26 protein-coding genes, 2 tRNA genes and 1 riboswitch are annotated in these 23,633 nt (G+C 66.5%); of the genes, 9 read left to right on the forward strand and 19 right to left on the reverse strand.

What is annotated here, in order from left to right; all coding sequences use genetic code 11:
- The first annotated feature begins 71 nt into the window (after positions 1–71).
- Positions 72–698 (forward strand): LysE family translocator, encoded by a 627-nt coding sequence (locus tag EPO41_RS21085; protein WP_296329237.1) that lies wholly within the window; start codon positions 72–74, stop codon positions 696–698.
- A gap of 4 nt (positions 699–702) precedes the next feature.
- Here the strand turns inward: EPO41_RS21085 and EPO41_RS21090 are convergent, their stop codons facing one another.
- The 9 genes from EPO41_RS21090 to EPO41_RS21130 form a co-directional block, all read right to left on the reverse strand.
- A complete protein-coding gene (locus EPO41_RS21090) occupies positions 703–1,119 on the reverse strand; it encodes a biopolymer transporter ExbD (RefSeq protein ID WP_296329239.1) in 417 nt (138 codons plus the stop codon).
- 12 nt (positions 1,120–1,131) lie between these two features.
- Positions 1,132–1,863: a MotA/TolQ/ExbB proton channel family protein gene (locus EPO41_RS21095; protein WP_296329241.1), complete on the reverse strand. Its 732-nt coding sequence runs from the start codon at positions 1,861–1,863 to the stop codon at positions 1,132–1,134.
- 11 nt (positions 1,864–1,874) lie between these two features.
- Positions 1,875–2,675 (reverse strand): energy transducer TonB, encoded by an 801-nt coding sequence (locus EPO41_RS21100; RefSeq protein WP_296329244.1) that lies wholly within the window; start codon positions 2,673–2,675, stop codon positions 1,875–1,877.
- Positions 2,676–2,697: 22 nt separating this feature from the next.
- On the reverse strand, positions 2,698–3,384 hold the full coding sequence (locus EPO41_RS21105) for a PepSY-associated TM helix domain-containing protein (RefSeq protein WP_296329247.1): 687 nt from the start codon (positions 3,382–3,384) through the stop codon (positions 2,698–2,700).
- Positions 3,384–4,067, reverse strand: coding sequence for a Fe2+-dependent dioxygenase (locus EPO41_RS21110; RefSeq protein WP_296329250.1), 684 nt, complete (start codon positions 4,065–4,067; stop codon positions 3,384–3,386). Before EPO41_RS21110 ends, EPO41_RS21105 begins: the two co-directional genes overlap by 1 nt.
- A gap of 21 nt (positions 4,068–4,088) precedes the next feature.
- Positions 4,089–6,380, reverse strand: coding sequence for a TonB-dependent receptor (locus EPO41_RS21115; protein WP_296329254.1), 2,292 nt, complete (start codon positions 6,378–6,380; stop codon positions 4,089–4,091).
- 211 nt (positions 6,381–6,591) lie between these two features.
- Positions 6,592–6,667, reverse strand: a tRNA-Arg gene (locus EPO41_RS21120).
- A gap of 35 nt (positions 6,668–6,702) precedes the next feature.
- Positions 6,703–7,005, reverse strand: a complete 303-nt coding sequence (locus tag EPO41_RS21125) for an ETC complex I subunit (RefSeq protein ID WP_296329257.1) — start codon at positions 7,003–7,005, stop codon at positions 6,703–6,705.
- 27 nt (positions 7,006–7,032) lie between these two features.
- Positions 7,033–7,109, reverse strand: a tRNA-Pro gene (locus tag EPO41_RS21130).
- Between the two features lie 83 nt (positions 7,110–7,192).
- On the opposite strand from EPO41_RS21130, the gene EPO41_RS21135 reads away from it, so the two are divergent.
- A complete protein-coding gene (locus EPO41_RS21135; RefSeq protein ID WP_296329259.1) occupies positions 7,193–7,603 on the forward strand; it encodes a DUF2237 domain-containing protein in 411 nt (136 codons plus the stop codon).
- Between the two features lies 1 nt (position 7,604).
- On the opposite strand, the gene EPO41_RS21140 is transcribed toward EPO41_RS21135, so the two are convergent.
- Both EPO41_RS21140 and EPO41_RS21145 read right to left on the reverse strand, forming a co-directional pair.
- Positions 7,605–8,495, reverse strand: coding sequence for a PhzF family phenazine biosynthesis protein (locus EPO41_RS21140; protein WP_296329262.1), 891 nt, complete (start codon positions 8,493–8,495; stop codon positions 7,605–7,607).
- A gap of 3 nt (positions 8,496–8,498) precedes the next feature.
- Entirely contained in the window at positions 8,499–10,166 is a 1,668-nt protein-coding gene (locus EPO41_RS21145) for a formate--tetrahydrofolate ligase (RefSeq protein WP_296329265.1), read from the reverse strand.
- 74 nt (positions 10,167–10,240) lie between these two features.
- On the opposite strand from EPO41_RS21145, the gene EPO41_RS21150 reads away from it, so the two are divergent.
- Positions 10,241–10,900, forward strand: a complete 660-nt coding sequence (locus tag EPO41_RS21150) for a class I SAM-dependent methyltransferase (protein WP_296329267.1) — start codon at positions 10,241–10,243, stop codon at positions 10,898–10,900.
- Here the strand turns inward: EPO41_RS21150 and EPO41_RS21155 are convergent.
- Positions 10,897–11,403, reverse strand: coding sequence for a DUF192 domain-containing protein (locus EPO41_RS21155; RefSeq protein WP_296329270.1), 507 nt, complete (start codon positions 11,401–11,403; stop codon positions 10,897–10,899). The two genes, EPO41_RS21150 and EPO41_RS21155, sit on opposite strands and share 4 nt — an antisense overlap.
- Positions 11,404–11,484: 81 nt before the next feature.
- Positions 11,485–11,586, forward strand: a riboswitch (TPP riboswitch).
- On the opposite strand from EPO41_RS21155, the gene EPO41_RS21160 reads away from it, so the two are divergent.
- The 3 genes from EPO41_RS21160 to EPO41_RS21170 all read left to right on the forward strand — a co-directional run bounded on the left by EPO41_RS21160 (position 11,581) and on the right by EPO41_RS21170 (position 13,969).
- A complete protein-coding gene (locus EPO41_RS21160) occupies positions 11,581–12,291 on the forward strand; it encodes an ATP-binding cassette domain-containing protein (protein ID WP_296329271.1) in 711 nt (236 codons plus the stop codon). Its footprint overlaps the riboswitch before it by 6 nt.
- Positions 12,288–13,025: an ABC transporter permease gene (locus tag EPO41_RS21165; RefSeq protein ID WP_296329274.1), complete on the forward strand. Its 738-nt coding sequence runs from the start codon at positions 12,288–12,290 to the stop codon at positions 13,023–13,025. The genes EPO41_RS21160 and EPO41_RS21165 overlap by 4 nt, the downstream gene beginning before the upstream one ends.
- A gap of 2 nt (positions 13,026–13,027) precedes the next feature.
- Positions 13,028–13,969, forward strand: coding sequence for an ABC transporter substrate-binding protein (locus tag EPO41_RS21170; RefSeq protein WP_363247278.1), 942 nt, complete (start codon positions 13,028–13,030; stop codon positions 13,967–13,969).
- 9 nt (positions 13,970–13,978) lie between these two features.
- Here EPO41_RS21170 and EPO41_RS21175 read toward each other — a convergent pair whose 3' ends face one another.
- Positions 13,979–14,497, reverse strand: coding sequence for a cold-shock protein (locus EPO41_RS21175; protein WP_296329277.1), 519 nt, complete (start codon positions 14,495–14,497; stop codon positions 13,979–13,981).
- A gap of 125 nt (positions 14,498–14,622) precedes the next feature.
- Here EPO41_RS21175 and EPO41_RS21180 point away from each other — a divergent pair, with 125 nt between their 5' ends.
- Positions 14,623–15,501 (forward strand): SDR family oxidoreductase, encoded by an 879-nt coding sequence (locus tag EPO41_RS21180; protein ID WP_296329280.1) that lies wholly within the window; start codon positions 14,623–14,625, stop codon positions 15,499–15,501.
- Positions 15,502–15,694: 193 nt separating this feature from the next.
- Positions 15,695–16,318, forward strand: coding sequence for a hypothetical protein (locus EPO41_RS21185; RefSeq protein ID WP_296329283.1), 624 nt, complete (start codon positions 15,695–15,697; stop codon positions 16,316–16,318).
- A 36-nt stretch (positions 16,319–16,354) separates the two neighbouring features.
- On the opposite strand, the gene EPO41_RS21190 is transcribed toward EPO41_RS21185, so the two are convergent.
- Positions 16,355–18,145 (reverse strand): IlvD/Edd family dehydratase, encoded by a 1,791-nt coding sequence (locus EPO41_RS21190; protein ID WP_296329285.1) that lies wholly within the window; start codon positions 18,143–18,145, stop codon positions 16,355–16,357.
- Positions 18,146–18,246: 101 nt separating this feature from the next.
- Between EPO41_RS21190 and EPO41_RS21195 the strand changes: the two genes are divergently transcribed.
- Positions 18,247–19,179, forward strand: coding sequence for a sugar kinase (locus tag EPO41_RS21195; protein WP_296329290.1), 933 nt, complete (start codon positions 18,247–18,249; stop codon positions 19,177–19,179).
- On the opposite strand, the gene EPO41_RS21200 is transcribed toward EPO41_RS21195, so the two are convergent.
- Genes EPO41_RS21200 through EPO41_RS21220 form a run of 5 tightly spaced genes read right to left on the reverse strand, consistent with a single transcriptional unit; the run spans position 19,154 to position 23,621 of the window.
- The gene (locus EPO41_RS21200) at positions 19,154–20,131 is read right to left on the reverse strand and encodes a sterol desaturase family protein (RefSeq protein ID WP_296329293.1); all 978 of its coding nucleotides are present in this window, start codon (positions 20,129–20,131) and stop codon (positions 19,154–19,156) included. The genes EPO41_RS21195 and EPO41_RS21200 overlap by 26 nt on opposite strands.
- Positions 20,132–20,138: 7 nt before the next feature.
- Positions 20,139–21,146, reverse strand: a complete 1,008-nt coding sequence (locus tag EPO41_RS21205; RefSeq protein ID WP_296329297.1) for a YncE family protein — start codon at positions 21,144–21,146, stop codon at positions 20,139–20,141.
- Between the two features lie 54 nt (positions 21,147–21,200).
- A complete protein-coding gene (eda, locus tag EPO41_RS21210) occupies positions 21,201–21,821 on the reverse strand; it encodes a bifunctional 4-hydroxy-2-oxoglutarate aldolase/2-dehydro-3-deoxy-phosphogluconate aldolase (protein ID WP_296329300.1) in 621 nt (206 codons plus the stop codon).
- 20 nt (positions 21,822–21,841) lie between these two features.
- Positions 21,842–22,582 (reverse strand): SDR family oxidoreductase, encoded by a 741-nt coding sequence (locus EPO41_RS21215; protein ID WP_296329361.1) that lies wholly within the window; start codon positions 22,580–22,582, stop codon positions 21,842–21,844.
- Positions 22,583–22,613: 31 nt separating this feature from the next.
- Positions 22,614–23,621: a TAXI family TRAP transporter solute-binding subunit gene (locus tag EPO41_RS21220; RefSeq protein WP_296329302.1), complete on the reverse strand. Its 1,008-nt coding sequence runs from the start codon at positions 23,619–23,621 to the stop codon at positions 22,614–22,616.
- Positions 23,622–23,633: the final 12 nt, after the last annotated feature.

Consider the following 23,633-nt stretch of genomic DNA (forward strand, 5'->3'; position numbering starts at 1 on the left):
AAAGAGGCCAAATTCCGGCTGACGTCGCGATTCGGGCGTGGCTTGATCTCCCGGTATCCGATGGAGCTTTCATGACATTCGAGACTTGGGCTGCCTTTGCCGCCGCGTCGAGCGTCCTTCTGGTGATCCCCGGCCCGACCGTCCTGCTGGTCGTTTCCTATGCGCTGGGCCAGGGCTGGCGGACCGCGCTGCCCATGGCCATCGGCGTGGCGCTGGGAGACTTCACCGCCATGACCCTCTCGATGCTGGGCCTGGGCGCCCTGCTCGCGACCTCGGCCACGTTGTTCACGATCCTGAAGTGGGTGGGCGCAGCCTATCTGGTCTATCTCGGCATCAAGCTCTGGCGCGCCGGCGGCACGCTCGACGCCGCGCCGCGGACCGACGCCGTTTCCGCCGCAAAGATGCTGGGCCACGCCTGGCTGGTGACGGCGCTCAACCCCAAGAGCATCACCTTCTTCGTGGCCTTCCTGCCCGCCTTCCTCGATCCCAGGGCGGACTTCCTGACCCAGATGCTGGTCTTCGAGACAACCTTCCTGGTCCTCGCCTTCGCCAACGCCTTCGGCTACGCGCTGGTCGCGTCGCGCGCCCGACGGCTGGCCTCCGATCCGCGCGCCATCGGCGTGGTCAACAAGGTGGGCGGCGGCCTGCTGGTCGGCGCCGGTGTCGCCACCGTGAGCTTCGCCGGATCTCGGAGCTAGCGACTCAGCGTGCCGGTTCGCTGACGAAGGCGATCTTGGAGAGGCCGCCCTTGGAGGCGTCGGCGAGCGTCTCCATGACGTAGCGGTAGGGCACGGTGGCGTCGGCGCGGAGATAGACCTCGGGCTGCGGCCGCTTGCGGCCGGCCTCGGCGAACTTCTCCTGCGCCTCCTCGCGGGTCAGGCGCTCGCCGCCCCAGTGCAGGGCGCCCTGCGCGTCGATCGCGAACTCGATCTTCTCGGGTTTCTGCAGGTCGGCGTTGGCCGTCGCCTTGGGCAGGTCGAGCTTGACCACGTTGGTGAGCAGCGGCGCCGTCACGATGAAGATGACCAGCAGCACCAGCACCACGTCGATCAGAGGCACCATGTTGATCTCGGCCATCGGCTGGGACGAGGTCTTGCGTTCGAAACTTCCGAATGCCATTGCCCGCCTCCCTCAGTTCACGGCCGCGAGTGGCACGCTGCCCGGCTTGCGGCCGGCCTGCAGCGCACGGCCCATCGACAGGAAGGTCAGCAGTTCGAAGGCGAACGCGTCGAGCTTGGCCGTCAGCACGCGATTGGACCGGGTCAGCCAGTTGTAGCCCATGACCGCCGGAAGGGCGACGGCGAGGCCGATGCCCGTCATGATCAGCGCCTCGCCCACCGGACCGGCCACCTTGTCGAGCATGCCCGAGCCCGACATGCCGATGGCCACCAGCGCGTGATAGACGCCCCATACCGTGCCGAACAGGCCCACGAACGGCGCCGTGGCGCCGATCGTGGCGAGCATCGTGAGGCCGTTCTCCAGTGAGGTCGTCTCCTCGTCGAGCACCTTCTTGATGGTGCGCGTCAGGAACTCGGTCTCGCTGCCCGCCTCCTCGAGCTTGGCCGCGCCGAACTTGGCGTGGTGCGCCTGGGCGTGCAGCGAGTGCGCCGTGAGATGGCCGAACGGCTCGCGCACGCCATGGATGCTGAGCTCGTTCTGCACCTGCTCGAGCGAGGTCGCGCTCCAGAAGAAATTGAGGAACCGGCGACTGCGCTCCTGGCGGATGATCTGCCCGATCCCCTTGTAGATGATCAGGTACCAGGAGATCGCCGACATCACTGCCAGCACGCCCAGCAGGACCTTCGCGACGATGTCCGCCTGCGCGAGAAAATGGCCGAAGCCCAGGGCCGATGCGTCGCCCATGAGATGCTCTCCTACTGCAATACGAATTTGATCGGAACGTGGACCCAGACCGCCTGCGCCATGCCGCGCTCGACATAGGGTCGGAATTGTGCGGCGCGGACGGCGCTGAGCGCCGCCTGGTCGAGATCGGCGTGGCCCGACGACGACGCCAGCGAGACCTGGGCCGGCCGGCCGGTCACGTCGACCAGGACGCGGACCGTCGCCGTACCCTGCTCGCCCGCGCGGCGCGAACGTGCCGGGTAGGCCGGATTGGGCTGCACCAGCCAGCCGAGCTGCGAGGCCTGAACCGTGCGCGGCGCGGCTGGCGCCGCGGGCGCGGCCTGCTGCGGGCCCGGCTCGACCGGGGCCGCGGGGCGCGCCGGTTGCGGCTTGCGCTGCACCGGCTTGGGCTCCGGGGGCTTTGGCTTCGGCTCGACCTTCTTCTCCGGCGGCGGCATCTCTGGCGGCGGCGGCTCGTCCGGCGGCGGCAGGTCGATCTTGGCCAGCGGGAATTCCGGCGGCGGCAGGTCGGGTGGCGGCGGGTCGACGATGGTCGCCAGGTCCGGCGGCGGGGGTTTCAGGTCGACCGGTGGCGGCGGCTCCGAATCCTCGATCTCGACCTGGGCCGGCTCCTCGGCCGGTACCATCCGCACCTCCATCGGCGCGATGTCGCCAACCACCAGCTTCACTGGCTCGACCTGCGTCAGCGCCCAGCCTCCTCCCACGTGGAAGAAGATCACCAGCACCAGGATTCCGCGCCGCGCTGCAGTCGAAAGCGGCTCGCGCGAGGGCCCCGGCGGGCCGGGCTCCACGACAGGCGGACTCGAGGACACGGGATCTACCACTGCATCGCCCCTACAACTGGAGCGGACTGACGGCGAATGCCACCGTGGCGGCCACGGAGACGGCGAAAATCGTGATGCCGACCGCGCGCTTGCGATGCGTTTCCCACCACAGGATGACGCCGCTGATCGACAGAAAGATCATGCTGCCGGCCAGCGTGTCGATCAACAGGATCCACGGCACGGGCATCGCCGTGCCCTTGTGAAGGTTCGTCAGCGTCGCCACGAGTCCGTTCTCAGTCGTGCGCACAGACAGCGATTTGTTGCCGACCCAATACTCCGCCTGCACCAGATGGTTGGGACCGCCGAGGTTCATCAGCCAGCGCTCGGGTTGTTGCAGCGGGCGGGCATTGCCCTCACCACTCCGCTCGCCCCACGGAACGGGCCGCGCGCGCTCGACACGTATATTGTTCGGCCCGCGATCGAGCTTCAGCGTCTGCTGCAGCCAGGCGCCCATTGCCTCGATAGTCTGAGGCCGCGGGTCGGGCAGTTCGAGCTGCGCGTTGATCTGCTTCTGGTCGGGCAAGGTCAGCTTCATCGTGTTGCGATGATTCAGCCAGACGCCGCTGAACCCGAACAGGAGACCCAGCAGCGCACCCCAGAGGCCGAACCACCCATGGGTCTTGCGCACCCAGCGCACGAACGTCAGGCGGCGGTTGACCTTGCCGGCCTTCCCCGCCGCGGCCGCGGCGACGCTCATCAGGTCTCGCTCCATTGCCGCACGAGGTTGTGGTAGCAGCCGATCAGCGACCGGCGTGCCGCCTCATCTGCACTGGTCTCGTTCAGGCGCTGGATGGCATTGTCCATGTCGTGCAGCAGGGATCGCTGCATGTCGTCGCGGATCAGGCTCTGCGTCCAGAAGAAGCAGGCCAGCCGCACGCCGCGGGTGATCGGCGCCACCGAATGCAGGCTGGTCGCCGGATAGACGACCATGTCGCCGGCCGCCAGCTTGACGCTGTGCTGGCCGTACGTGTCCTCGATCAGCAGCTCGCCGCCGTCATAGTCCTCGGGGTTGCTGAGGAACAACGTCGCTGACACGTCGGTGCGCAGCTTGCGCCCGCTGTGCGGGTTGATGCGCACGCTGCCGTCGACATGCGGGCCGAACCGCATGCCCTCGCCGTAGCGGTTGAACATGGGCGGGTAGATCTCGTTCGGCAGAACGGCGCTGATGAAGACCGGATGGACCTCCAGCGCCGCCCCGACGATGCGCTGGCAGGCGATCGCCGTCTCGGACCTCTCGTCGATCTGCTGGTTGAACTTGACGGGTGCGCCCTGGTAGCCGGCGGTCACGCGACCGTCGACCCAGGAATTCGAGCGCTCGAGACGCTCGCGCAGGCTGACGAGCTGCGCGGCGCCGAGAACATTGGGAACACAGACCAGCATGACGGGCGGCGGCTTCCGTCATCACAGCCGGTAGTTCAGCGTGATCATGCCGGTCGTACCGGCACCCATGACCGCGCGACCACCGTCCGAGGCGATGACGCCATCGTAGTAGATCGAGTTGAACAGGTTGTAGACGTTGAGACGCACGTCGTAGGTCGGCTGCTTGTAGGCCGCCGTCAGATCGAACCGGGTATAGGCCGGCACGACCACCGTGTTGGCGTTGTTGGCATAGCGTTGGCCGACATAGAAGAAGCCGCCGCCGATCTCGTAGGTTTCCTTGAACGTGTAGGTCGTCCAGAGGTTTGCCGAGTCGGTCGGCGTGTTGAGCGGCACCTTGCCGGTCGTGTTGCCGATTCCGTTCTGGTAGCTGAGCCCGTTCAGGATCACGCCGTTGAGGTGGGCGTAACCGCCGAAGACCTGCCATTCCGGCGTGATGCGGCCCGAGACCCCGACACGGCCGCCGGTCACCTGCACGTTGCCGGTCGGCGAGTAGCTGCCGTCCGGATTGGCCGTGCGTGCGTTGTTCTTGATGATCGAGAACACCGCGGCGTTGAGCGACAGGTTCGCATTCAGCAACTCGTATTTTACCCCGGCTTCCCAGCCAGCGTTGTTTTCCGGCGGCAAGGTGGAGGTACCGGTCGTCGAGGTGAGCTGCTCCAGCGACGGGTTGAACGAGGTGCTGTAGGACACGTAGTACGACTGCTGCGGCGTCGGCTCGAAGATCACGCCGCCACGAACGCTGGTGAAGGTGTCGGCCTGATACAGGAAGGGAACCGAATTGTTGCCCGGCGTGTTGGCACTGTTGATCGAGTTGCCGATCGTCGCCGCGTAGTAGTCCCAGCGCAGGCCGCCGACCAGCTTCAGTTCGGGAAGGACCTGGATCGTATCGTTGAAGTAGAAGCCCGCCCCCCAGGCCTGCGAAGAGGCATAGTTGCCCGGCACCTGTGCGACGTTGCCGGGCGTGCTGGCGCCGACCGTGTAGCCGGCCGGCGTGCAGCCCACTGAGCCGGCTGGAAGCGCGACGCCGTTACACGTACCGGTGCGGCTGAACGCCTTGTTGCTGTAGGATTCGTAGTTGAGGTCGATGCCCATCAGCAAAGTGTGGCCGACGGTGCCGGTATCGAACTTGGCCAACACCTCGGTCTGGTTCTCGACCGTGATGTCGTTGATGTTGCGGTCGCGGCTGAGCTGGCGGATCCACAGGTTCCCGAGTGGCGCCGCGCTATAGGGAATGTTGTTCGGGCCGCGCGGAGCCGCCACGAATCCTCCGTTGGAGCCGAGCGTGCCGACGAAGCCACCGGACGTTTCACGCACGGACGTGTTCACCCAGACGAACTCCGTCTGGTTGCGCAGGTTCAGGTTCGGCGCGAACTTGTGCTCGATCAGGCTCTGCAGGGCGATGACATCCTGCTCGGTATAGTCGTCGCTGAATCCCCAGGCGGTGTTGCGCGGTGCATTCAGCGGGTAGCCGTTCAGGTTCGGGACGCCGTAGTTCACCTGGTCCTTGCGATGCTGAAGGATCGCACCCAGCGTGATCTCGGTCGGGGTGCCGATGCCGAGCTTGACGCTCGGCGCGAGGCCGAAGTCGAGCACGTTGGTCTGGTCGACGGTCGAGGCCTTGCCGACCTGGAACATCGCCGATACGCGGGCCGCGTTGGTCTCCTCGAACGGCGTGTTGACGTCGGCGGTGGTGCGCACGAGGCCGTTGGTGGTCGCCTGGGCGCTGAGCTCGGTCGCCTGCTTCAGGAACGGCTTCTTGGTCACCTGGTTGATGACGCCGCCGGTCGAGCCGCGGCCGAACAGCATCGAGGACGGGCCCATCAGCACCTCGACCTGCTCCAGGGCGAACACGTCGCGATAGTACTGGCCGCGGTCGCGCATGCCGTCGAGATAGATGTCGGTGCGGGCCGAGAAGCCGTTGATGTTGATGTTCGTGCCGATGGCGCCGCCTTCGGCCGAGCCGATGGTGACGCCCGGCGCATTGCGGACGGCGTCTTCCAGCCTGGTCACGCCCTGCGACTGCATCAGGGCGCGGTTGATGACGACCACGGACTGCGGCACGTCCATCAGGTTGGCGGCGCCCAAGCGGTTGATCGAGCCGCGGGTGACCTGGAAGTCTTCGCTGGGACGGCTGCCGGTGACCGTCACCGTCTGCATGGTTGCCGGGGCGGCCGAGGGATCGGCGGGCTGGTTCTCGGTGGAGGGGGTGGCTGGCGCCGGTGCCGGGGTCTGGGCGGTTTCCTGCTGGGCCATTGCCGATGGGGCCACAAGCAGACCCACCAAGGCTGTCTTTACCGGTACGCGCTTTGCCATGATTACTCCCCGGAAATTCACTCGCCTCCTCTTAAATGAGGAGAATGCGAGTTATTATCACGGAAGAAATATGGCACTGATAATGAATCGCATGCAATAGAGGGATGCTGCCTTGCAAATGCGTTTCATCTGCGATGCGTGCGATCACCGAAGCCCTGTTGGCCGACCCGCCCCATCTCAGTCGATTGCGTTATTGGCCCGTCCGTCGAGGTGGCGCGCCCGGCTGGATTCGAACCAGCGGCCTACCGCTTAGAAGGCGGTTGCTCTATCCACTGAGCTACGGGCGCCTGCCGTCTCGATATCACACGCCCGGCCTGGACGTTCAGTGCGTCCAGCGGCCGACGCGGTTGAAGGCGAAATTGTCGGCGTAAGCCTTCGGCCTCACCGGCCGGCTGTGCGGCTGCTCGACCGTATACTGCCAGCCGTTCTTTTCGGCATGGGCCTTGGCTTCCTCGAGGGTCGGGAAGAACAGGCGGACCTGCTGCATCGTGTTGCGGGAGCTGGTCCAACCCATCAGCGGGTCGATCTCCTTGCGCGACGGCTCCGGCTCCAGCACCCACTCATGGGTATTGGCCGTTCCCGACTGCATGGCCGTCTTGGCCGGCTTGAAGATGCGAACCTGCATGGCTTCCGCTAACTCCGTTTTCGGGCGTGGTCGGGGCGGCCGGATTCGAACCGACGACCTTCTGCGCCCAAGGCAGACGCGCTACCAGACTGCGCTACGCCCCGCCGATACACCTCTTTGACGCGAGGGTTTCTACCAGCGGCCCAGCCGCCTCGAAAGCTCAAATTCCAGATGCTACGTTAGATCCATGTTCGATCAGACGCCCGAGCAGGGCCGCCCCGACCGCCGCGCCCCCTCCATAAACGTGCTGGGCGGCGTGCTGGAACCCTGCTCCACCCGGCCGGTCACCGGATTCTACCGCGACGGCTGCTGCAACACCGGCGCCGAGGATATCGGCCTGCACACGGTTTGCGTCGTCCTGACTGCCGAGTTCCTCGTGTTTTCCAGGTCGCGCGGCAACGATCTCAGCACGCCGATGCCGCAATACGGCTTCCCCGGTCTGAAACCCGGCGACCGCTGGTGCCTGTGCGCCAGCCGATGGAAAGAGGCCTTCGACGCCAACGTCGCGCCGCAGGTCGTGCTTGAGGCAACCCACGCTGTCACCCTCCACGTCGTATCGCTCGGCGATCTCAAGCAGCACGCCTTCCGGCCGCACTGACCTAGAGCTGGGCTACGCCGCGCAGGACCGTCACGCACCGGCCGGCAATGGTCGCCCGGATGCCGTCGGTGCCGCGGCGCGCCACCACCCGCAGCAGGCTCGGCCGTCCCATGACGACGCCCTGATGGATGTCGAGGCGAAGTTCCGGGGCATCTGATAGCGACAGCAGCAGCGCGCCGAGCGGGCCGGCGGCGCTGCCGGTCGCGGCGTCCTCGATCGTGCCGCCCAGCGGTGCGAACATGCGGGCCTGAACGCTCCCCTGCCCGGCATGGGCGTAGAGGTAGAGTCCCAGCCGCCCGTTCAGGGCCGGTGTCTGTTCGAGGGCCCGCCGGAACGAGGCGAAGTCCGGCGTGGCGCGTGACAGGGCGGATGCCTCGACTTCGGCGATGACAAACGGATTGCCGAGCGACGCCTCCACAGGCCGGTGCCCGCCCAGGCGAATGTCGGACGGCTCCAGGCCGGCGCAGGCGGCGACCGTCTCGACCGCGAGTTCGGGCCCGAGCGAGAGCGGCTGCGGCGCGGCGATCGTGGCGCCGATGGGCATATTCGCCGCGTCACGCTCGACGTCGATCTCGACGAGGCCCGCCAGTTCCTCGAACAGGAGCTTGCCCCTCTCGTCCAGACCCTGCTGCGCAAGCACATAGGCCGTGCCGACATTGGGATGGCCGGCAAACGGCATTTCGCGGGTGCGCGTGAAGATGCGAACGCGCGCGGTATTCTTCGGATCCTCGGGCGGCAGCACGAAGGTCGTTTCGCTGAGGTTGAACTCGGCGGCGAGCGACTGCATCTCCGCGTCGGTCATGCCGGTCGCATCCGGAAAGACCGCGAGCGGGTTTCCGCCGAAGCGCCGCTCGGTGAAGACGTCCACCGTGACGAAAGAATAGTAACGCATGGCTCAGAAGATCCCTTCCACCTGACCGTCCGCCGTCAGCCGGATGCTTTCCGCGGCCGGCACGCGCGGCAGCCCCGGCATGCTCATGATCTCGCCCGCCATCGCGACGACGAAACCGGCGCCGGCCGACAGGCGCACCTCGCGGATGGGCAGCGTATGGCCCGTCGGGGCGCCGCGCAGCTCCGGATCGGCGGCGAAGCTGTACTGTGTCTTGGCGATGCAGACGGGCAGCTTGCCGTAACCCGCGGCCTCCAGTGCCTTGAGGCGCCGCTGTGCCGATCCCGCGATCGCTATGCCCGAAGCACGATAGATCTCGCGCGCGATCGTCTCGATCTTCCCGGCAAGCGGCAGGTCGTCGGGATAGAGCGGCCTGAAAGCCGCGTTGCCTTCGTCGAGCGTCGCGACCACGGCCCCTGCGAGGTCTTCCGCGCCGGCGCCGCCCCTGGCCCAGTGCTCGCAGAGATAGGCCTTCGCACCGGCTACCGCGCACTGCGCCTCGATCAGCTCCAGCTCGGCCGGCGTATCGGTGAGGAAGCGGTTGATGGCAACCAGGACCGGCAGCCCGAATTTCCGCAGATTCTCGACATGGCGCAGCAGGTTGGGCAGGCCACGCTCGACGGCGCCGACATCCTCCTTGGCCAGCGCCTTCTCGTCGGCCCCGCCGTGGAGCTTGAGCGCGCGCACGGTCGCGACGACCACGGCCAGGCCGGGCTCGAGCCCAGCCTGCCGGCATTTGATGTCCAGAAACTTTTCCGCCCCCAGGTCGGCGCCGAAGCCCGCTTCGGTGACGACATAGTCGCCGAGCGCCAGCGCCGCGCGCGTGGCGATGACCGAATTGCAGCCGTGCGCGATGTTGGCGAACGGGCCGCCATGGATCAGCACCGGATTGTTTTCCAGCGTCTGCACCAGGTTCGGCTTGGCGGCGTCCTTCAGCACGGCCGCCATCGCACCGGCCGCCTTGAGGTCGCCCGCCGTGATCGGCCTGCCCTCGCGGGTCTCGGCCACGACGATCCGCGCCAGCCGCGCCTCGAGATCCTCGAGGTCGTCTGCGAGGCAGAGGATCGCCATGACCTCCGATGCCGTCGTGATGTCGAAGCGCGCCTGTCGCGGAAATCCGTTGGCGACCCCGCCCAGGCTGACGACGGTGTCGCGCAGCGCGCGGTCGTTCATGTCGAGCACCCGCGGCCAGAACACGCGGCGGCTGTCGATGCCCAGCGTGTTTCCCCAGTAGATGTGATTGTCCAGCATCGCGGCCAGCAGGTTGTGGGCCGTCGTGATCGCGTGGAAGTCGCCGGTAAAATGCAGGTTGATGTCGGCCATCGGCACGATCTGCGCCTGGCCGCCGCCGGTGGCGCCGCCCTTCTGGCCGAAGCAGGGCCCCAGACTCGGCTCCCGCAGTGCGATCGCGGTCTTCTTGCCGAGGCGGCTGAGTGCATCGCCGAGACCGATCGTGGTCGTCGTCTTGCCTTCGCCGGCCTTGGTGGGGTTGATGGCCGTCACCAGGATCAGGTGCCCCGGCTTGCGGCCGGAGAGCGATTTCACATAGTCGCCATCGAGCTTCGCCTTGTCCCGGCCGTACGGTTCCAGAGCTTCTTCCGGGATGCCGAGCCGTCCGGCGACTTCTTTCATGGGCTTCTTGATTGCGCGCCGTGCGATCTCGATATCCGACATGCCTACTCCCAACTCCCGCCATTCCAGGGCAGCGACCCTAGCGAGGCGGGCGTGGCGAGCCAACAGGAGAGAGCATGAAGAGTTGGCCGAAAATCGACGGTCCATTGAACGACTATGTCGACGACAACTGGCTGCGCGAGCCGCCGCTGCGCCGCAGGCTGCGCGAGGAAACCGCGACGCTGCCACGCGCCGGCATGCAGATCTCCGCCCATCAGGGCCAGCAGATCGAACTCCTGGCGCGGGCCATCGGCGCCCGGCGTGCCGTCGAAGTGGGCACCTTCACCGGCTACTCCTCCCTGTGCATCGCGGGCGCGCTGCCGCCCGACGGCAAGCTGTGGTGCTGCGACGTCAGCACCGACTATACGAAGGTCGCGCGCCGCTACTGGAAGGAAGCCGGCCTCGACAGTCGCATCGAACTCACGATCGGGCCGGCGCTCGGTACGCTCGACTGGCTGCTGGCGCAGGGACTCACCGGCCAGCTCGACCTCGCTTTCATCGACGCCAACAAGGACGACTACGACGCCTACTACGAGCGCTGCCTGAAACTCGTTCGGCCAGGCGGCCTGGTGTTGATCGACAATGTCCTGTGGGGTGGCTCGGTCGCCGATCCCGCCGAAGTCGATCGCGACACGCAGGCGCTGCGCGCCCTCAATACGAAGCTGAAGGACGATCGACGGATCGACCTCGCCCTTCTCGCCGTCGGCGACGGGATGACCTGCGCGTTGAAGCGCTAGGCATTCCCGAAGATCGGGTGGAGGACCTTGTCGCCCGGCTTGATGCCCAAAAGCTTGGCGCTGCCGCCGTTGATCTCGAGGACGGCGCGCACCGGGAACTGGCTGGGGATGGTCTCGGTCGAGTGCGGCACCGCATTGGCGTGGACCGACTTGATCGTGCCGTCGGCGGCGATGAAGACCATGTCGAGGGGGATCAGCGTGTTCTTCATCCAGAAGCTGACCGGCGCTTCCTTGTAGAAATCGAACAGCATGCCCTCGTAGGGGCCGAGCTTCTCGCGGAACATCAGGCCCCGCGCGCGCTGGGTGTCGTCCAGCGCGAGCTCGACGTCGAACTTGATCTCGCGCCCGCCGGACACCACCACCAGCGACGAGCGCTTGAAGTGGAAATCGTTGGCGCCCTGCTGCGCCCAAGCGGCCCCACCGGCCAGCGCGAAGGGCGCTGCGAGGAAGAGACGCCGGCCGAGCGCCGACCTGGAAGAACTCTGGGTGACTGCTTGAACCATGGCCATGGCATAGAGCGTGGACGGCGATTTCGTCAAACCGATGACGCTTGCATGAACAGAGTCACGCAACCATAGTGGCGGCCGCTCATCGGGGGGAGCCGCCTGGCGGCTGAGAGGTTCGAAAGAACGACCCCGAACCTGATCCGGTTAATGCCGGCGTAGGGACTGGTGGCTTCGTTGACGTCTTCGCCTGCTCTTTCGGTGCGTTCGGCCCACATCGTCCTCGACGGCCATGTCGTGGCCGAGAATCTGTCGCTCGAATTTCCCGGCGGAAAAACCACCTGCCTGCTGGGCCGCAGCGGCGTCGGCAAGACTTCCCTTCTGCGCCATCTCGCGGGCCTGCTGCCGGGGGCGGATGCGGCCGGTCCGGTCGCCTACATGGCGCAGCGCGACCTGCTGCTGCCCTGGCTCGGCGTTCTCGACAACGTGCTGCTGGGCTACCGCCTGCGCCTCGACGCGGCGGCACGCCGGGCGGCCGAGCCGCGCGCGCGGTCACTCATCGCCGAAGTGGGACTTGGCGATCGCATGCACGACCTGCCGCAAAGCCTGTCCGGCGGCATGCGCCAGCGGGCGGCCCTGGCGCGCACGCTTTGCGAGGATCGGCAGATCGTCCTGATGGACGAGCCTTTCGGGCATCTCGACGCGGTGACGCGGCTGGATCTCCAGGACCTGGCGGCGCGCCTGCTTCGGGGACGCACGGTCGTGATGGTCACCCACGATCCGCTGGAGGCATTGCGCCTCGGCCACGAAATCCGTGTGCTGTCGGGCATGCCGTTCGCCGTCGGCCCGGTGATCGCACCCTCCGGCGACGTGCCGCGCGATCCCGGCGACGCCGGGCTCCTCGCCCTGCAGGCCCGGCTGATCGCCGAACTGAGGAGAGGCTCGTGAGGCCGCTGCTCACGGCCTTCGGCCTGATCGCCGCCTGGGAAGCGCTCGTGTGGCTGAGCGGCGTGCCGCCCTACATCCTGCCACCTCCCTCGCGCGTTGCCGTGGTGCTGATCGAGCGGTTCGATCTCCTGATCGAACAGGCCGCGTGGACAGCCGCCGAGATGGTCCTCGGGCTCATGCTGGGGCTCGTGCTGGGGGCGGCCCTTGCCATCGTCTTTGCCGCCTCGGCCGGCTGGCGGCGCTGGGCGTTGCCGCTCGTGATCGTCTCGCAGGCCGTCCCCGTGATCGCCGTCGCACCGCTTCTGGTCCTATGGCTGGGCTACGGCATGGCGTCCAAGGTCGCGATGGCCGCCCTCGTCATCTTCTTCCCGGTCGTCAGCAGCCTCTACGACGGCCTGCGCCGGACAGACCCGGGCTGGCTCGAGCTTGCCCGCACCATGAACGCCCCACCGCGCGCGATACTGTTGCACATCAGGTTGCCGGCGGCCTTGCCTGCCTTCGCCTCGGGCGCCCGCATTGCCGCCGCCGTGGCGCCGATCGGCGCGGTGATCGGCGAATGGGTCGGCGCCAGCGCCGGGCTCGGGTTCCTGATGACCCAGTCGCTGGCCCGCGGCCAGACGCCCCTCGCCTTCGCCGCCCTCGTCATCCTCTGCCTGCTGGGCCTCGCTCTCTATTACGCAACCGATCGGGCCGCTCGGCGGCTCGTGCCGTGGCAACCGTTCCAAGGAGACTGACCATGCAAACGATGACCCGGTTGATCGCCGTTCTGGCGCTCTGCTGCCTGGCGCTTCCCGCCGCAGCGCAGGATAAGGTCCGCATCCTGCTCGACTGGTTCGTCAATCCCGACCATGCCGCGCTGGTGATCGCCAAGCAGCGCGGCCTGTTCGAGAAGCAGGGCCTCGACGTCGAACTGATCGCGCCGGCCGATCCCAATGCCCCGCCCAAGCTGGTCGCGACAGGCCAGGCCGACTACGCCCTCTCCTACCAGCCGACCTTGCAGATGCTCGCGGCCGAAGGCCTGCCCCTGGTGCGGGTCGGCGTGCTGGTGGCGCAGCCGCTGAACTCGCTGGTCGCGCTCGAAGACTCGCCCGTGAAGAGCATCGCCGACTTCAAGGGCCGCAAGATCGGCTTCTCCGTCTCGGGCTTCGAGGAAGCGGTGCTCGGCGCCATGCTGGAGAGCGCGGGCCTCACCCTGAAGGACGTGACGCTGGTGAACGTCAACTTCGCGCTCACCACCGCCCTCATGAGCAAGCAGGTCGACGGTGTCATCGGCGCCTTTCGGAACTTCGAGCTGAACGACCTCGAACTGAACAAGGCCAAGGGACGACTCTGGCTGGTCGAAAACCATGGCGTGCCGACCTACGATGAACTGGTCATCCTGGCCAGGCGCGAGGCGGTCGACGTCGCCCGCACGAAGAAGCTGCTCGCGGCGCTCGCCGAGGCCACCGCCTGGCTGACGGCCAATCCAGCCGAGGCGTGGGCGAGCTTCTCCAGGTACGGCAAGGATCTCGACAACGACCTCAACCGGTTGGCGTGGAAGGACACCGTGCCCCTGCTCGCCGCCGATCCCGCAACGCTCGACCGCGCGCGCTACGCGACCTTCGCGGATTTCCTCGTGAAGCGCGGCCTGATCAAGCAGGCGCCGCCGCTCGACAGCTACCTGCGGGAGATCAAATAGCGAGAGCCGTCACGCTCCGCGGATCTCGACGACCTGCAGGCCCTTCTGGCCTTCGGCGACGCGGATCATCACCTTCTGGCCAGGCGCCAAGGAATCCATGCCGTGCCGCCGCAACACCGCGGCGTGCACGAAGATGTCCCCTTCGGCCGTCTCGCGCGTGACGAAGCCATAACCGCGCTCGTTGTTGTACCATTTCACCAGAGCGGCGATGTAGTCGCCGATGGCAATGCCGTCCGGGATTGGTGGCGGCTTCGCACTCGTAACGACGGCCGTCGATTGATCGACGTCGATCACCCTCATGACCTGCCAGCCCTTCGGCCCGCGGACACCGGCACAGACTACGGTTGCGCCGGGCTTGAGATCTTCATGCCCGGACTGGCGTAGTGTCGTTACATGCAGGAACGCGTCGCTGTTGTCGCTGTCCAGGGCCAAGAACCCATACCCTTTGACAGCGTTGAACCACTTGACCTTACCACGCAGCTCAACCGTACCGACGTCCCCGCTCGTCTCTCCCTGATGGGTCGTCATTCAACGATCCCGTGTTGTTATGCAGAAATCGTAACCATCCTCTGCGGAGGAAGCAACAGTCCTTGTACGAGATTGCAACCTCACGCTAGACGAATCGTCTGAAGTGTTCGCGGGAGGACCGATAGATGTTCAAGACCGACCTGTTCAAGGGCAAGCGTTTCCTCGTCACCGGCGGTGGTACCGGCCTCGGTCGCATGATGATGGAGAAGTTCGTCGAACTGGGTGCAGACTGTGTGATATGCGGTCGGCGCGGCAGCGTGCTCGAGGAGACCGCCAAGCAGGTCATGGAGAAGCATCCCGGCCGACGGGTCGACTTCCATGCGGTCGACATCCGCGTCGCCACGGCCGTAGAGGAGATGATCGAGCAGATCTGGGCCACTGGCCCGCTCGATGGTCTGGTGAACAACGCTGCCGGCAACTTCATCTCACAGACCAAGGACCTGAGCCCCCGCGCCTTCGATGCGATCGCCAACATCGTGCTGCACGGCACGTTCTACATGACCAACGCGTGCGGCAAGCGCTGGATCGCCGAGAAGCGCAAGGCCAGCGTTCTCAGCATCCTCACGACCTGGGTGTGGACCGGCAGCCCGTTCGTCGTGCCGTCGGCCATGTCCAAGGCCGGCGTCGCCGTCATGACCCAGAGCCTCGCCGTCGAATGGGCGCGCCACGGCATCCGCCTCAACGCGATCGCCCCCGGCCCCTTCCCGACCGAGGGTGCCTGGGCCCGCCTCAACCCGCTGCAGGAAGGCAACGACACGCGCTACAACACCCGCAATCCGATGGGCCGTGTCGGCCGGCCCAGCGAACTCGCCAACATGGCGGCCTTCCTGATGAGCGAGGAGGTCGAATACATCAACGGCGAAGTCATCGCGATCGACGGCGCCATGGGCATCATGGGCAACGGCACCTTCTCCAACATGATGTCCTATAGCGAAGAGGACTGGGTTCGCATCCGCGAACAGATCCAGTCGACCAATGCGGCGGACAAGGCAAAGCGCAGCTAGCGACGGGTAAATGCGCGCGCCCTGCCGACCTGTGGCTTTCCTGCAACATGCTCGCACGATTGAGACAAAGTGGGCCGCGGAGACGCCAAAGTGGCTGTCCCCGGTGGGTCTCCGGCCTCAATTGAGCCAAAGTGTCATGGTGTTTTGAGGCTCCCCAAAACGAACAGACATCGGGTCCCCGAGAGATCCAATCGTGCAGTCCAGTAGCAAGTCGGTCACCCCCCTCATCCAGCGGCTGCCCCGTCGGCAAATGCTGTTCATGGGCACTGCCATGGCCGGCTTGCTGGTGGTTCCTCCGGTATTCGCGCAGAGCGTGGAGGCACGCCATTGGCAGGGAGCGTCCGCCGTTACCCGGCAGCCCGAGCATGTGGTTGCGACGACCGTTGCCGAATGGCGAAGCCTCTGGAGTCGCGTCGGCACTCCCGCTCCCGACATGTTCGAGGCCGGCCGGATGAACGCCGTCGGCATCTTCCTGGGACGGCGCGGCGGCGAGGGCTATGCCGTTAACGTCCTGTCCACGGCACGCCGGCGCGATCGCATCGTCGTCGTCTTCGAGGAGCGCATGCCGGCCGAGATGATGATGGCCCAGCGCGGCGTCACTTCACGGCCCATCGCAGGAGGGGTCGCGGCGAACGCCGCGCCTTCGGCGCTTCCGCCGGGTGCATCAGGCTTCGCCGCACCGGGTGCAACGGCTTCGCTGGCCCCGCCTCCGCCACCCAGCGCCCGTCCCGTCGGTCAGCCGACCTCGCCCTGGGCAATCATCCTCATCAACCGGGCCGATCTCCCGGTCTCCGTCGAGCAACGCCTCTTCCGCTAGGGTTTCCCGTCGTCTCGACCGGAGCGCGCGTTCCGCTCAATGCGAGTGCCGCGGCACGCCCTTGGTCCTGGCGATCTTCTGATAGTTCACCGCGAAGTCGAGGCAGGCGCCGCTGGCGAGCTGGCCGACGAATTTGCGCTGCAGCTCCTGCCATGGCGTCTGGCTGGGCACGATGTCCGGCTTCCAGGCCTTCTTGCGCCTCGCCAGTTCCTTGGCCGTGATCATGATGTCGGCGGTGCGCTTGCCGATGTCGACGCGGACCCTGTCGCCCGTCTTCAGCAGCGCGAGCCCGCCGCCCACGGCGGCCTCCGGCGACGCGTTCAGGATCGACGGGCTGGCCGAGGTCCCGCTCTGGCGACCGTCGCCGATGCAAGGCAGCAGAAGCACGCCGCCCTTCACCAGCCGGTCCGGCGGCAGCATGTTCACCACCTCGGCCGCCCCCGGATAACCGACCGGGCCGGCATTGCGGATGACCAGGATGCTGTTCTCGTCGATCGGCAGCTTCGGGTCGTTGATGCGGTGGTGATAATCCTCCGGTCCCTCGAACACGATGGCCGTGCCTTCGAACGCATCGCGGTCGCCCTTGCGCTCGAGATACTTCTCGCGGAACTCCGGTGAGATCACCGAGGTCTTCATGATCGCCGACTCGAAGAGATTGCCGCCCAGCACGGCAAAGCCTGCCTGGTCGAGCATCGGGCTGTCATAGGTCTTGATGACCTCGCCGTCGGCCCCGATCGCGTTGCGCAGGTTCTGCGCCACCGTCTTGCCCGAGACGGTCAGGGCATCGCCGTGGATCTTCTTCTTGTTCAGAAGCTCCTTCATCACGGTCGGTACGCCGCCGGCGCGATGAAAGGCCTCGCCGAGATACTTGCCGGCGGGCATGCAGTTCACCAGCAGCGGAATGTCGTAGCCGATCCTGTCCCAGTCCTTGTTCTCGAGCTTCACGCCGATATGGCGGGCGATGGCGTTGACGTGAGGCGGGCAGTTGGTCGAGGCGCCCAGCGCGCTCGCCGCCACGATGGCATTCTCGAAGGCCTTGCGCGTCAGGATGTCGGAGGGCTTCAGATCCTCCCACACCATGTCGACGATGCGCTTGCCGGTCTCGTAGGCCATCTGGCCACGTTCCTTGTACGGGCCGGGAATGGCGGCGCAGCCGGGCAGCGACATGCCGAGCGCCTCGGCCATGCTGTTCATGGAGAGCGCGGTGCCCATCGTGTTGCAATGGCCGACGCTGGGCGCGCTCGACGCCACCATCTCGATGAACTTCTCCATGTCGATGCGGCCCGCCGCGAGCTCCTGGCGCGCGTACCAGACGATGGTGCCCGAGCCCGCAAGACCGCCGGCGAAATGGCCATCCAGCATCGGACCGCCCGAAAGGACGATCGCGGGAATGTCGACGGTGGCCGCCCCCATGATCATCGCCGGCGTGGTCTTGTCGCAGCCGGTCGTCAGCACGACGCCGTCGAAGAAGTAGCCGTACAGGCATTCGACGAGGCTGAGATAGGCCAGGTTGCGGTCGAGCGCCGCCGTCGGACGCTTGCCGGTCTCCTGGATCGGATGGACGGGAAACTCGATGGGGATGCCGCCGGCGTCGCGGATGCCGTCGCGCACGCGGATCGCGAGGTCGAGATGATGGCGGTTGCAGGGCGAGAGGTCGCTGCCGGTCTGGGCGATGCCGATGATCGGCCGGCCGCTGCGAAGCTCCGCCAAGGTGAGGCCGAAGTTCATGTAGCGCTCGAGGTACAGGGCGGCCATCGTCGGATCGCCCTTGGCATCGAACCATTCGCGGCTGCGCAACGGGCGCTTTCCACTCTTCATTTTTGCCATCCGCTTTCCTCCAGATTCGTTGCCGCAACCCTGAGAGAAGGCGTTCCGGAAGTCCAGCGCATCGCTTGAGGTCCGGGCGGGGTCGTGACAATTCTCCTGCCATGACTAGCTTTCCCGACATCGTCTGCCTCGGCGAACCCCTGATCGAATTCAACCGTCCGAAGGAAGGTGACGGCCGCACGTGGCTGCAGGGCTTCGGCGGCGATTCGCAGAACGTGGCCATCGCCGCCGCGCGCCAGGGCGCCTCAACCGGGTACCTGACGAGCGTGGGCCAGGACTGGATGGGCGACGCCTTCCTCGACCTTTGGAAGAACGAAGGTGTCGACGCCTCGAGGGTCACCCGCCATCAGACGGCGCCGACCGGGGTCAGCTTCGTCACCCACTCCGCCGCCGGCCACAAGTTCGACTATCTGCGCAAGAACTCGGCGGCATCCCTCATGACGCCGGACACGCTGGCCGTGGACTACATCGCAGGCGCCAAGGTCTTCCACCTCTCGGCCATAGGCCAGGCGATCAGCGACACCGCCCGGAAGACCTGCGACGCCGCCGTCGACGTCGCGCGCAAGGCCGGCGTGAAGGTCTCCTACGACACCAATCTGCGCCTCAGGCTCTGGGACCTCGACGTCGCCCGCGCGGTCATCGACGCCACCATCGCCCGCTGCGACATCGCCCTGCCCAGCCTCGACGATTCCCGGCAGCTCACCGGCCTCGAGGAGCCCGAAGCCATCGTCGCCCATTATCTGGGGCTCGGCGCGCCGTTGGTGGCGCTGAAGATGGGATCCGAGGGCTCGCTGATCGCCACGCGGGACCGCCAGACCCGCATCGCGCCGCACCAGGTCGAGGCCGTCGATGCGACGGGGGCCGGCGACACGTTCGACGGCGCATTCCTGACCCGCCTTCTGGCCGGCGACGATCCGGAGACGGCGGCGCGATATGCCAATGCGGCGGCGGCACTGTCGACCACCGGCTACGGCGCGGTGACGCCCATGCCGCGCGCGGCGGACGTGCTTACTGTGCTGAAACGCGCCGCCTGAATTTCGGAATCAGGGCGCGCACGAAGCGGCCGAACACCGTCGCCTGCTGGGTGAGCCAGCCGCGGCCGTTGTCGGCATCGACGGCGGCATCGTCGACGCCGGTGGGCCGGGTCTTGCCGTCATAGATCGCCGTGCCGAACAGGATGTCCCAGATCGGGAAGACCGGCGCGAAATTGTGGTCCTGGATGTGGCGTTCGGCGGGTGTCGAAAGCGCGTGGTGCAGGCGATGGAAGCGCGGGCCGACCAGCAGCCGCTCGCCCAGCCACCCGAAGGACATATCGACGTTCGCGTGCGACCAGCTCTCGATCAGTCGTCCGACCATGAGAATGACGACATACTCGCCCGGCTGCACGCCGACGAGCTGCGAGAACAGTACGAGCGCCAGGGTGATCAGCAGATCGTCGATCACATGGTTGCGGTCGTCGGTCCAGACCGTCATGCGGCGCTGGCTGTGATGCAGGCTGTGCAGCGCCCACCACCAGCCGAAAGCGTGCTGTCCGCGGTGCAGCCAGTAGGCGGCGAAATCGTAGAGCACGAAATAGACGAGGAACGAGACCAAGTCGTTGTCGCCGATCCACGGCAGCACCCGCTCGAGGCGCGGCGGCGCGAAGCCCCAGCTCCGGACCAGCAGCTCGATCTCCTGCACCAGCGGATAGGTCGCGATGAAGATGGCGAGCGGTATGATGCCAAGCTTGTTCAGGACCGTGTAGACGCGGTCGACCATGATCAGACCGTCGTCCCTGCCCGGCTTCTCGAGCGGCCAGCGGCGCTCGAAAAAACGCATGCCCACCGCGATCACCGCGATCTGAACGACGCCCAGCATGACGAACTCGACGGCGCTGTAGCCCGGCTCGTACCAGGCCATCAGGCCGAAGTGGAAGAGAACGGGGCTGACGAGGGTCTCGAAAATCCAGGCCTGGGCGCCGACCCAGAGGTCGATCAGGTCGCGCACCGTGCGCCTACTTGATTTCGCCTGCCGTGGATGCCGCGCGGACCGGCGCGCCGGCCGTCACGGTCGCCGTGGACTTCAGCATGAAGACACCGTGCGGGGATTTGCCCACGTGAATGTTGCCGACGACCTTGAGCGTCTCGACGTCGACGATGGCGACCCGGCGCAGGAAGCGCTGGGTGACCCAGAGTTCCCTGCCGTCTGGGGTGATGTCCATGCAGTCGGGACCGCCCGGAATGCGGACGCTGCCCACGACCTTCAGCTCGTCCTTGGTGTCGATCAGGGAAACCACCCCCTCGACCCGGTTGCTGAGGAAATAGTGGCGACCGTCGCCCTTCGGGAAGAAATTATGCGCACCTTTGCCCGTTTGCAGGCTGCCCTTCACCGAACCGTCCCTCGGATCGATCTGGACGATGCCGTCCTCGCCGGTCAGCGCGACCAGCAGCCGCTTGTCGTCCGGCAGCATCACGACGCCTGCCGGCGCATTGCCCACGGGAACGTTCCACTTCAGCGTCTGCGTCGCGAGATCGAAGGCCGCGAGCCGCCCGCTCTGCTGCAAGGTGACGAAGACCGTCTTCGATTGCGTGTCGAAGGCGATATGGCTCGGCAACCCATCGATGAAGATGCGACCGGCCAGACGGAAACCATCGGCATGGTAGATGTCGACATGGTCGAGCCGGTAGGCCGCCGTGACGAACCACTTGCCGTCGGGGCTGAAGCCCAGATGGTAGGGATCGAGGATGTCCTTGACGACGCGCTTGCGTTCGCCAGTCTTGATGTCGAGGCTCAGCAGTTCGTTGGTCGCGGTCGACCCGATGAGCACTTCCTTGCCGTCCGGCGAGAGGATGAGGTGGTGCGGCTCACGCCCGACCGGCAGACGCGTGACTTCGGTTCGCGTGCTGCGGCTCAGGATGCTGTAGGACGCTTCCTCGGAATTCAGGACGAGCACGGAATCGGCCCGCGCTGCCTCGCTCGTCACAAGCAAAAGCGCCAGGGCCGCGATCGACAACCTAGTCATTGGGTAGCCGGTACTCCTTGAGAATTGACTTGAAGCACCTTTCCCCCCTTTTCGCTAGCAGCGTTTGAGCGCCGAGGCCGCAGCAGCCAGTCGTTCGACCGATTGCCAGTCACCTGTTGCCACGGCGACACGCGGGGCAACCCACGACCCACCCACGCAGGCGACGTTCGCAAGCGCGAGATAGGACGCCGCAGTGTCGGCCGTGATTCCGCCGGTCGGGCAAAACCTCAAATCCGGCAGTGGTGCGCCCACTGCCTTGATCCATGTCAAACCGCCCGCCGCGTCGGCCGGAAAGAACTTCAGGACGCCGAAACCCAGCTCAGCCAGAGCCATTGCCTCCGAAACCGTCTGGACGCCCGGCAGGAACGGTATGCCAGACGACCGTGCCGCCCTGGCGAGGGTGGCCGTGCAACCCGGACTCACGGCGAAGCGTGCCCCGGCGCGCTGCACCTGGTCGAGTTGGGCCGGATCAAGCACGGTCCCTGCGCCGACAATGGCCTCGGGCACCTCGGCAGCGATCGCCCGCAAGGCGTCGAGGGCGGGTTCCGTGCGCAGCGTGATCTCGAGTACCGGCAGGCCGCCCTTCACCAGTGCCCGCGCGAGCGGAACGGCGGTCTCGCGCTTGTCGACGGTCAGCACGGGAATGACCGGCGCCCGCGCGACGATGGCCGCCATGACTCCCGCCATGTCCACCGTCAAACGCTCCAGCCGCCGTCGATCACGTTCACCGTGCCGGTGGTGAAAGCCGACTCGTCGCTGGCGAGATAAGTGGCAAGCGCGGCGATCTCCTCGGCCGCGCCGAACCGGCCGGCCGGCTGGCGCTGCAGGAAGAACTGCCTGGCATCGGCCCCCCCTCCCAATGAGGAAATGCGCTCGTCGAGCGACGGCGTCTGGACCGTCCCCGGACAGATCGCGTTGCAGCGGATGCCTCTGGAGACGTAGTCGACGGCAACCGACTTGGTGAGGCCGATGACGGCGGCCTTGGTGGTGCCGTAGATGAAGCGCAGCGCCGCGCCCTTCACCGAGGAGGCGGCCGACGACATGTTGACGATCGAGCCGGAGCCTTTTTCGAGCATGCCCGGCAGGAAGGCCTGGATCGCCCAGAACATGCTGCGGACGTTCAGGTTGAAGGCGAACTGCCACTGCTCGTCGGTCGCATCCAGCACAGTGCCGTGATGGACGAAGCCGGCGCAGTTGAACAGGACGTCGATTGCGCCGGTCTCGGCGGCGAGCTGGCCGATGGCGGCCTTGTCGAGCACGTCGAGCTTGCGCGTCGTGATGCCGTCGACGCCGGCCAGCGCCGCGAGCTTGCCCGCATCGACGTCGGTGGCCCAGACCCTGGCCCCTTCACGCGCGAATGCCCGCGCCGTGGCCGCACCGATCCCCTGCCCGGCCGCCGTGACGACGCAGGTCTTGCCCTTCAAACGCATTTCGATCTCCCCCGCCCTGATCCTGTTCTACGAGGCCTTACTTGATCAGGCCCTTTTCCTTGTAGAACTTCTCCGCGCCCGGATGCAGCGGAATGCCCAGGGCCTGCTGCGATGTCTCGATCCGGATGACCTTGCCCTTGGCATGGCCGGAATCGAGCAGCTTGCGGGTGTTGGGGTTCCACAAAGCCGCCGTGATGGCATAGATCAGCGTCTCGGACTGCTTGATCGACGTCGCCCAGAGGGCGTTGACGCTCACCGTCTTCACACCGGCCACATTCTTGTAGGCGTCGTCGGGAATCTCGTCGTTGGCGAAGAAGCTGTACTTCTTCACCAGGCCCTCCGCCTGCGGCCCGGTGATCGGCACCAGGTCGATGCCCGCCGTCACGGCCAGTTCGGAGATCGCGCCGTTGGGCCAGCCGCTCACGCTGAAGAAGGCGTCGAGCTGCCCATCCTTGAGCTTGTCGGCTGCCTGCTGTGTCTTCAGGTACTCGGCCTTCATCTCCTTTTCGGTGAGCCCGTAGGCCGCAAGGATCAGGCGCGCGTCGACCAGCGTCCCCGAGCCCGGCTCGTCGAGCGACAGGCGTTTGCCCTTCAGGTCCGCCACCGACTTGATGCCCGCCCCCTTGCGGGCGACGAGTTGGAAGCTTTCCGGATAGAGGCTGGCGATGGCGCGCAAGCCGTCCGCCTTGGGGCGCCCCTCGTAGATGCCGGTGCCGTTATACGCCCAGTAGGCCACGTCCGACTGCACGAAGCCCGACTGCATGGTGCCGGCGGCGATGCCGTTGGCGTTCGCAACCGAACCGTTGGAGGCGACCGAAGTGGCGACCAGTCCTGGAACGCCACACGAGCCGCCATCGGCGCAGGAGCGAGAGCCCGGCGGATTGGAGATCGCGTTGGCGATCAGGCCGCCGATTGGGAAGTAGGTGCCGGCGGTAGCGCCCGTCCCAATGCGAAAAAAGGTGATGTCCTGGGCGCGGGCAGGCATCGCACCCCATGCGGCGGCGCCAAGGCCACCCAGCAGCGCTGTCCTGCGATTGATCCGCATCCGACCCTCCTT

The organism is Reyranella sp. (assembly GCF_004297265.1).
Lineage (GTDB): Bacteria > Pseudomonadota > Alphaproteobacteria > Reyranellales > Reyranellaceae > Reyranella.

Coding starts and splice junctions, on each gene's coding strand:
- EPO41_RS21135 (WP_296329259.1), top strand. CDS start 7,193: ATGTTCGATCAGACGCCCGAGCAGGGCCGCCCCGACCGCCGCGCCCCC.
- EPO41_RS21155 (WP_296329270.1), bottom strand. CDS start 11,403: ATGGTTCAAGCAGTCACCCAGAGTTCTTCCAGGTCGGCGCTCGGCCGG.
- EPO41_RS21180 (WP_296329280.1), top strand. CDS start 14,623: ATGTTCAAGACCGACCTGTTCAAGGGCAAGCGTTTCCTCGTCACCGGC.
- EPO41_RS21140 (WP_296329262.1), bottom strand. CDS start 8,495: ATGCGTTACTATTCTTTCGTCACGGTGGACGTCTTCACCGAGCGGCGC.
- EPO41_RS21220 (WP_296329302.1), bottom strand. CDS start 23,621: ATGCGGATCAATCGCAGGACAGCGCTGCTGGGTGGCCTTGGCGCCGCC.
- EPO41_RS21090 (WP_296329239.1), bottom strand. CDS start 1,119: ATGGCATTCGGAAGTTTCGAACGCAAGACCTCGTCCCAGCCGATGGCC.
- EPO41_RS21195 (WP_296329290.1), top strand. CDS start 18,247: ATGACTAGCTTTCCCGACATCGTCTGCCTCGGCGAACCCCTGATCGAA.
- EPO41_RS21150 (WP_296329267.1), top strand. CDS start 10,241: ATGAAGAGTTGGCCGAAAATCGACGGTCCATTGAACGACTATGTCGAC.
- EPO41_RS21190 (WP_296329285.1), bottom strand. CDS start 18,145: ATGGCAAAAATGAAGAGTGGAAAGCGCCCGTTGCGCAGCCGCGAATGG.
- EPO41_RS21110 (WP_296329250.1), bottom strand. CDS start 4,067: ATGCTGGTCTGTGTTCCCAATGTTCTCGGCGCCGCGCAGCTCGTCAGC.
- EPO41_RS21105 (WP_296329247.1), bottom strand. CDS start 3,384: ATGAGCGTCGCCGCGGCCGCGGCGGGGAAGGCCGGCAAGGTCAACCGC.
- EPO41_RS21145 (WP_296329265.1), bottom strand. CDS start 10,166: ATGTCGGATATCGAGATCGCACGGCGCGCAATCAAGAAGCCCATGAAA.
- EPO41_RS21115 (WP_296329254.1), bottom strand. CDS start 6,380: ATGGCAAAGCGCGTACCGGTAAAGACAGCCTTGGTGGGTCTGCTTGTG.
- EPO41_RS21125 (WP_296329257.1), bottom strand. CDS start 7,005: ATGCAGGTTCGCATCTTCAAGCCGGCCAAGACGGCCATGCAGTCGGGA.
- EPO41_RS21205 (WP_296329297.1), bottom strand. CDS start 21,146: ATGACTAGGTTGTCGATCGCGGCCCTGGCGCTTTTGCTTGTGACGAGC.
- EPO41_RS21085 (WP_296329237.1), top strand. CDS start 72: ATGACATTCGAGACTTGGGCTGCCTTTGCCGCCGCGTCGAGCGTCCTT.
- EPO41_RS21170 (WP_363247278.1), top strand. CDS start 13,028: ATGCAAACGATGACCCGGTTGATCGCCGTTCTGGCGCTCTGCTGCCTG.
- EPO41_RS21095 (WP_296329241.1), bottom strand. CDS start 1,863: ATGGGCGACGCATCGGCCCTGGGCTTCGGCCATTTTCTCGCGCAGGCG.
- eda (WP_296329300.1), bottom strand. CDS start 21,821: ATGGCGGCCATCGTCGCGCGGGCGCCGGTCATTCCCGTGCTGACCGTC.
- EPO41_RS21175 (WP_296329277.1), bottom strand. CDS start 14,497: ATGACGACCCATCAGGGAGAGACGAGCGGGGACGTCGGTACGGTTGAG.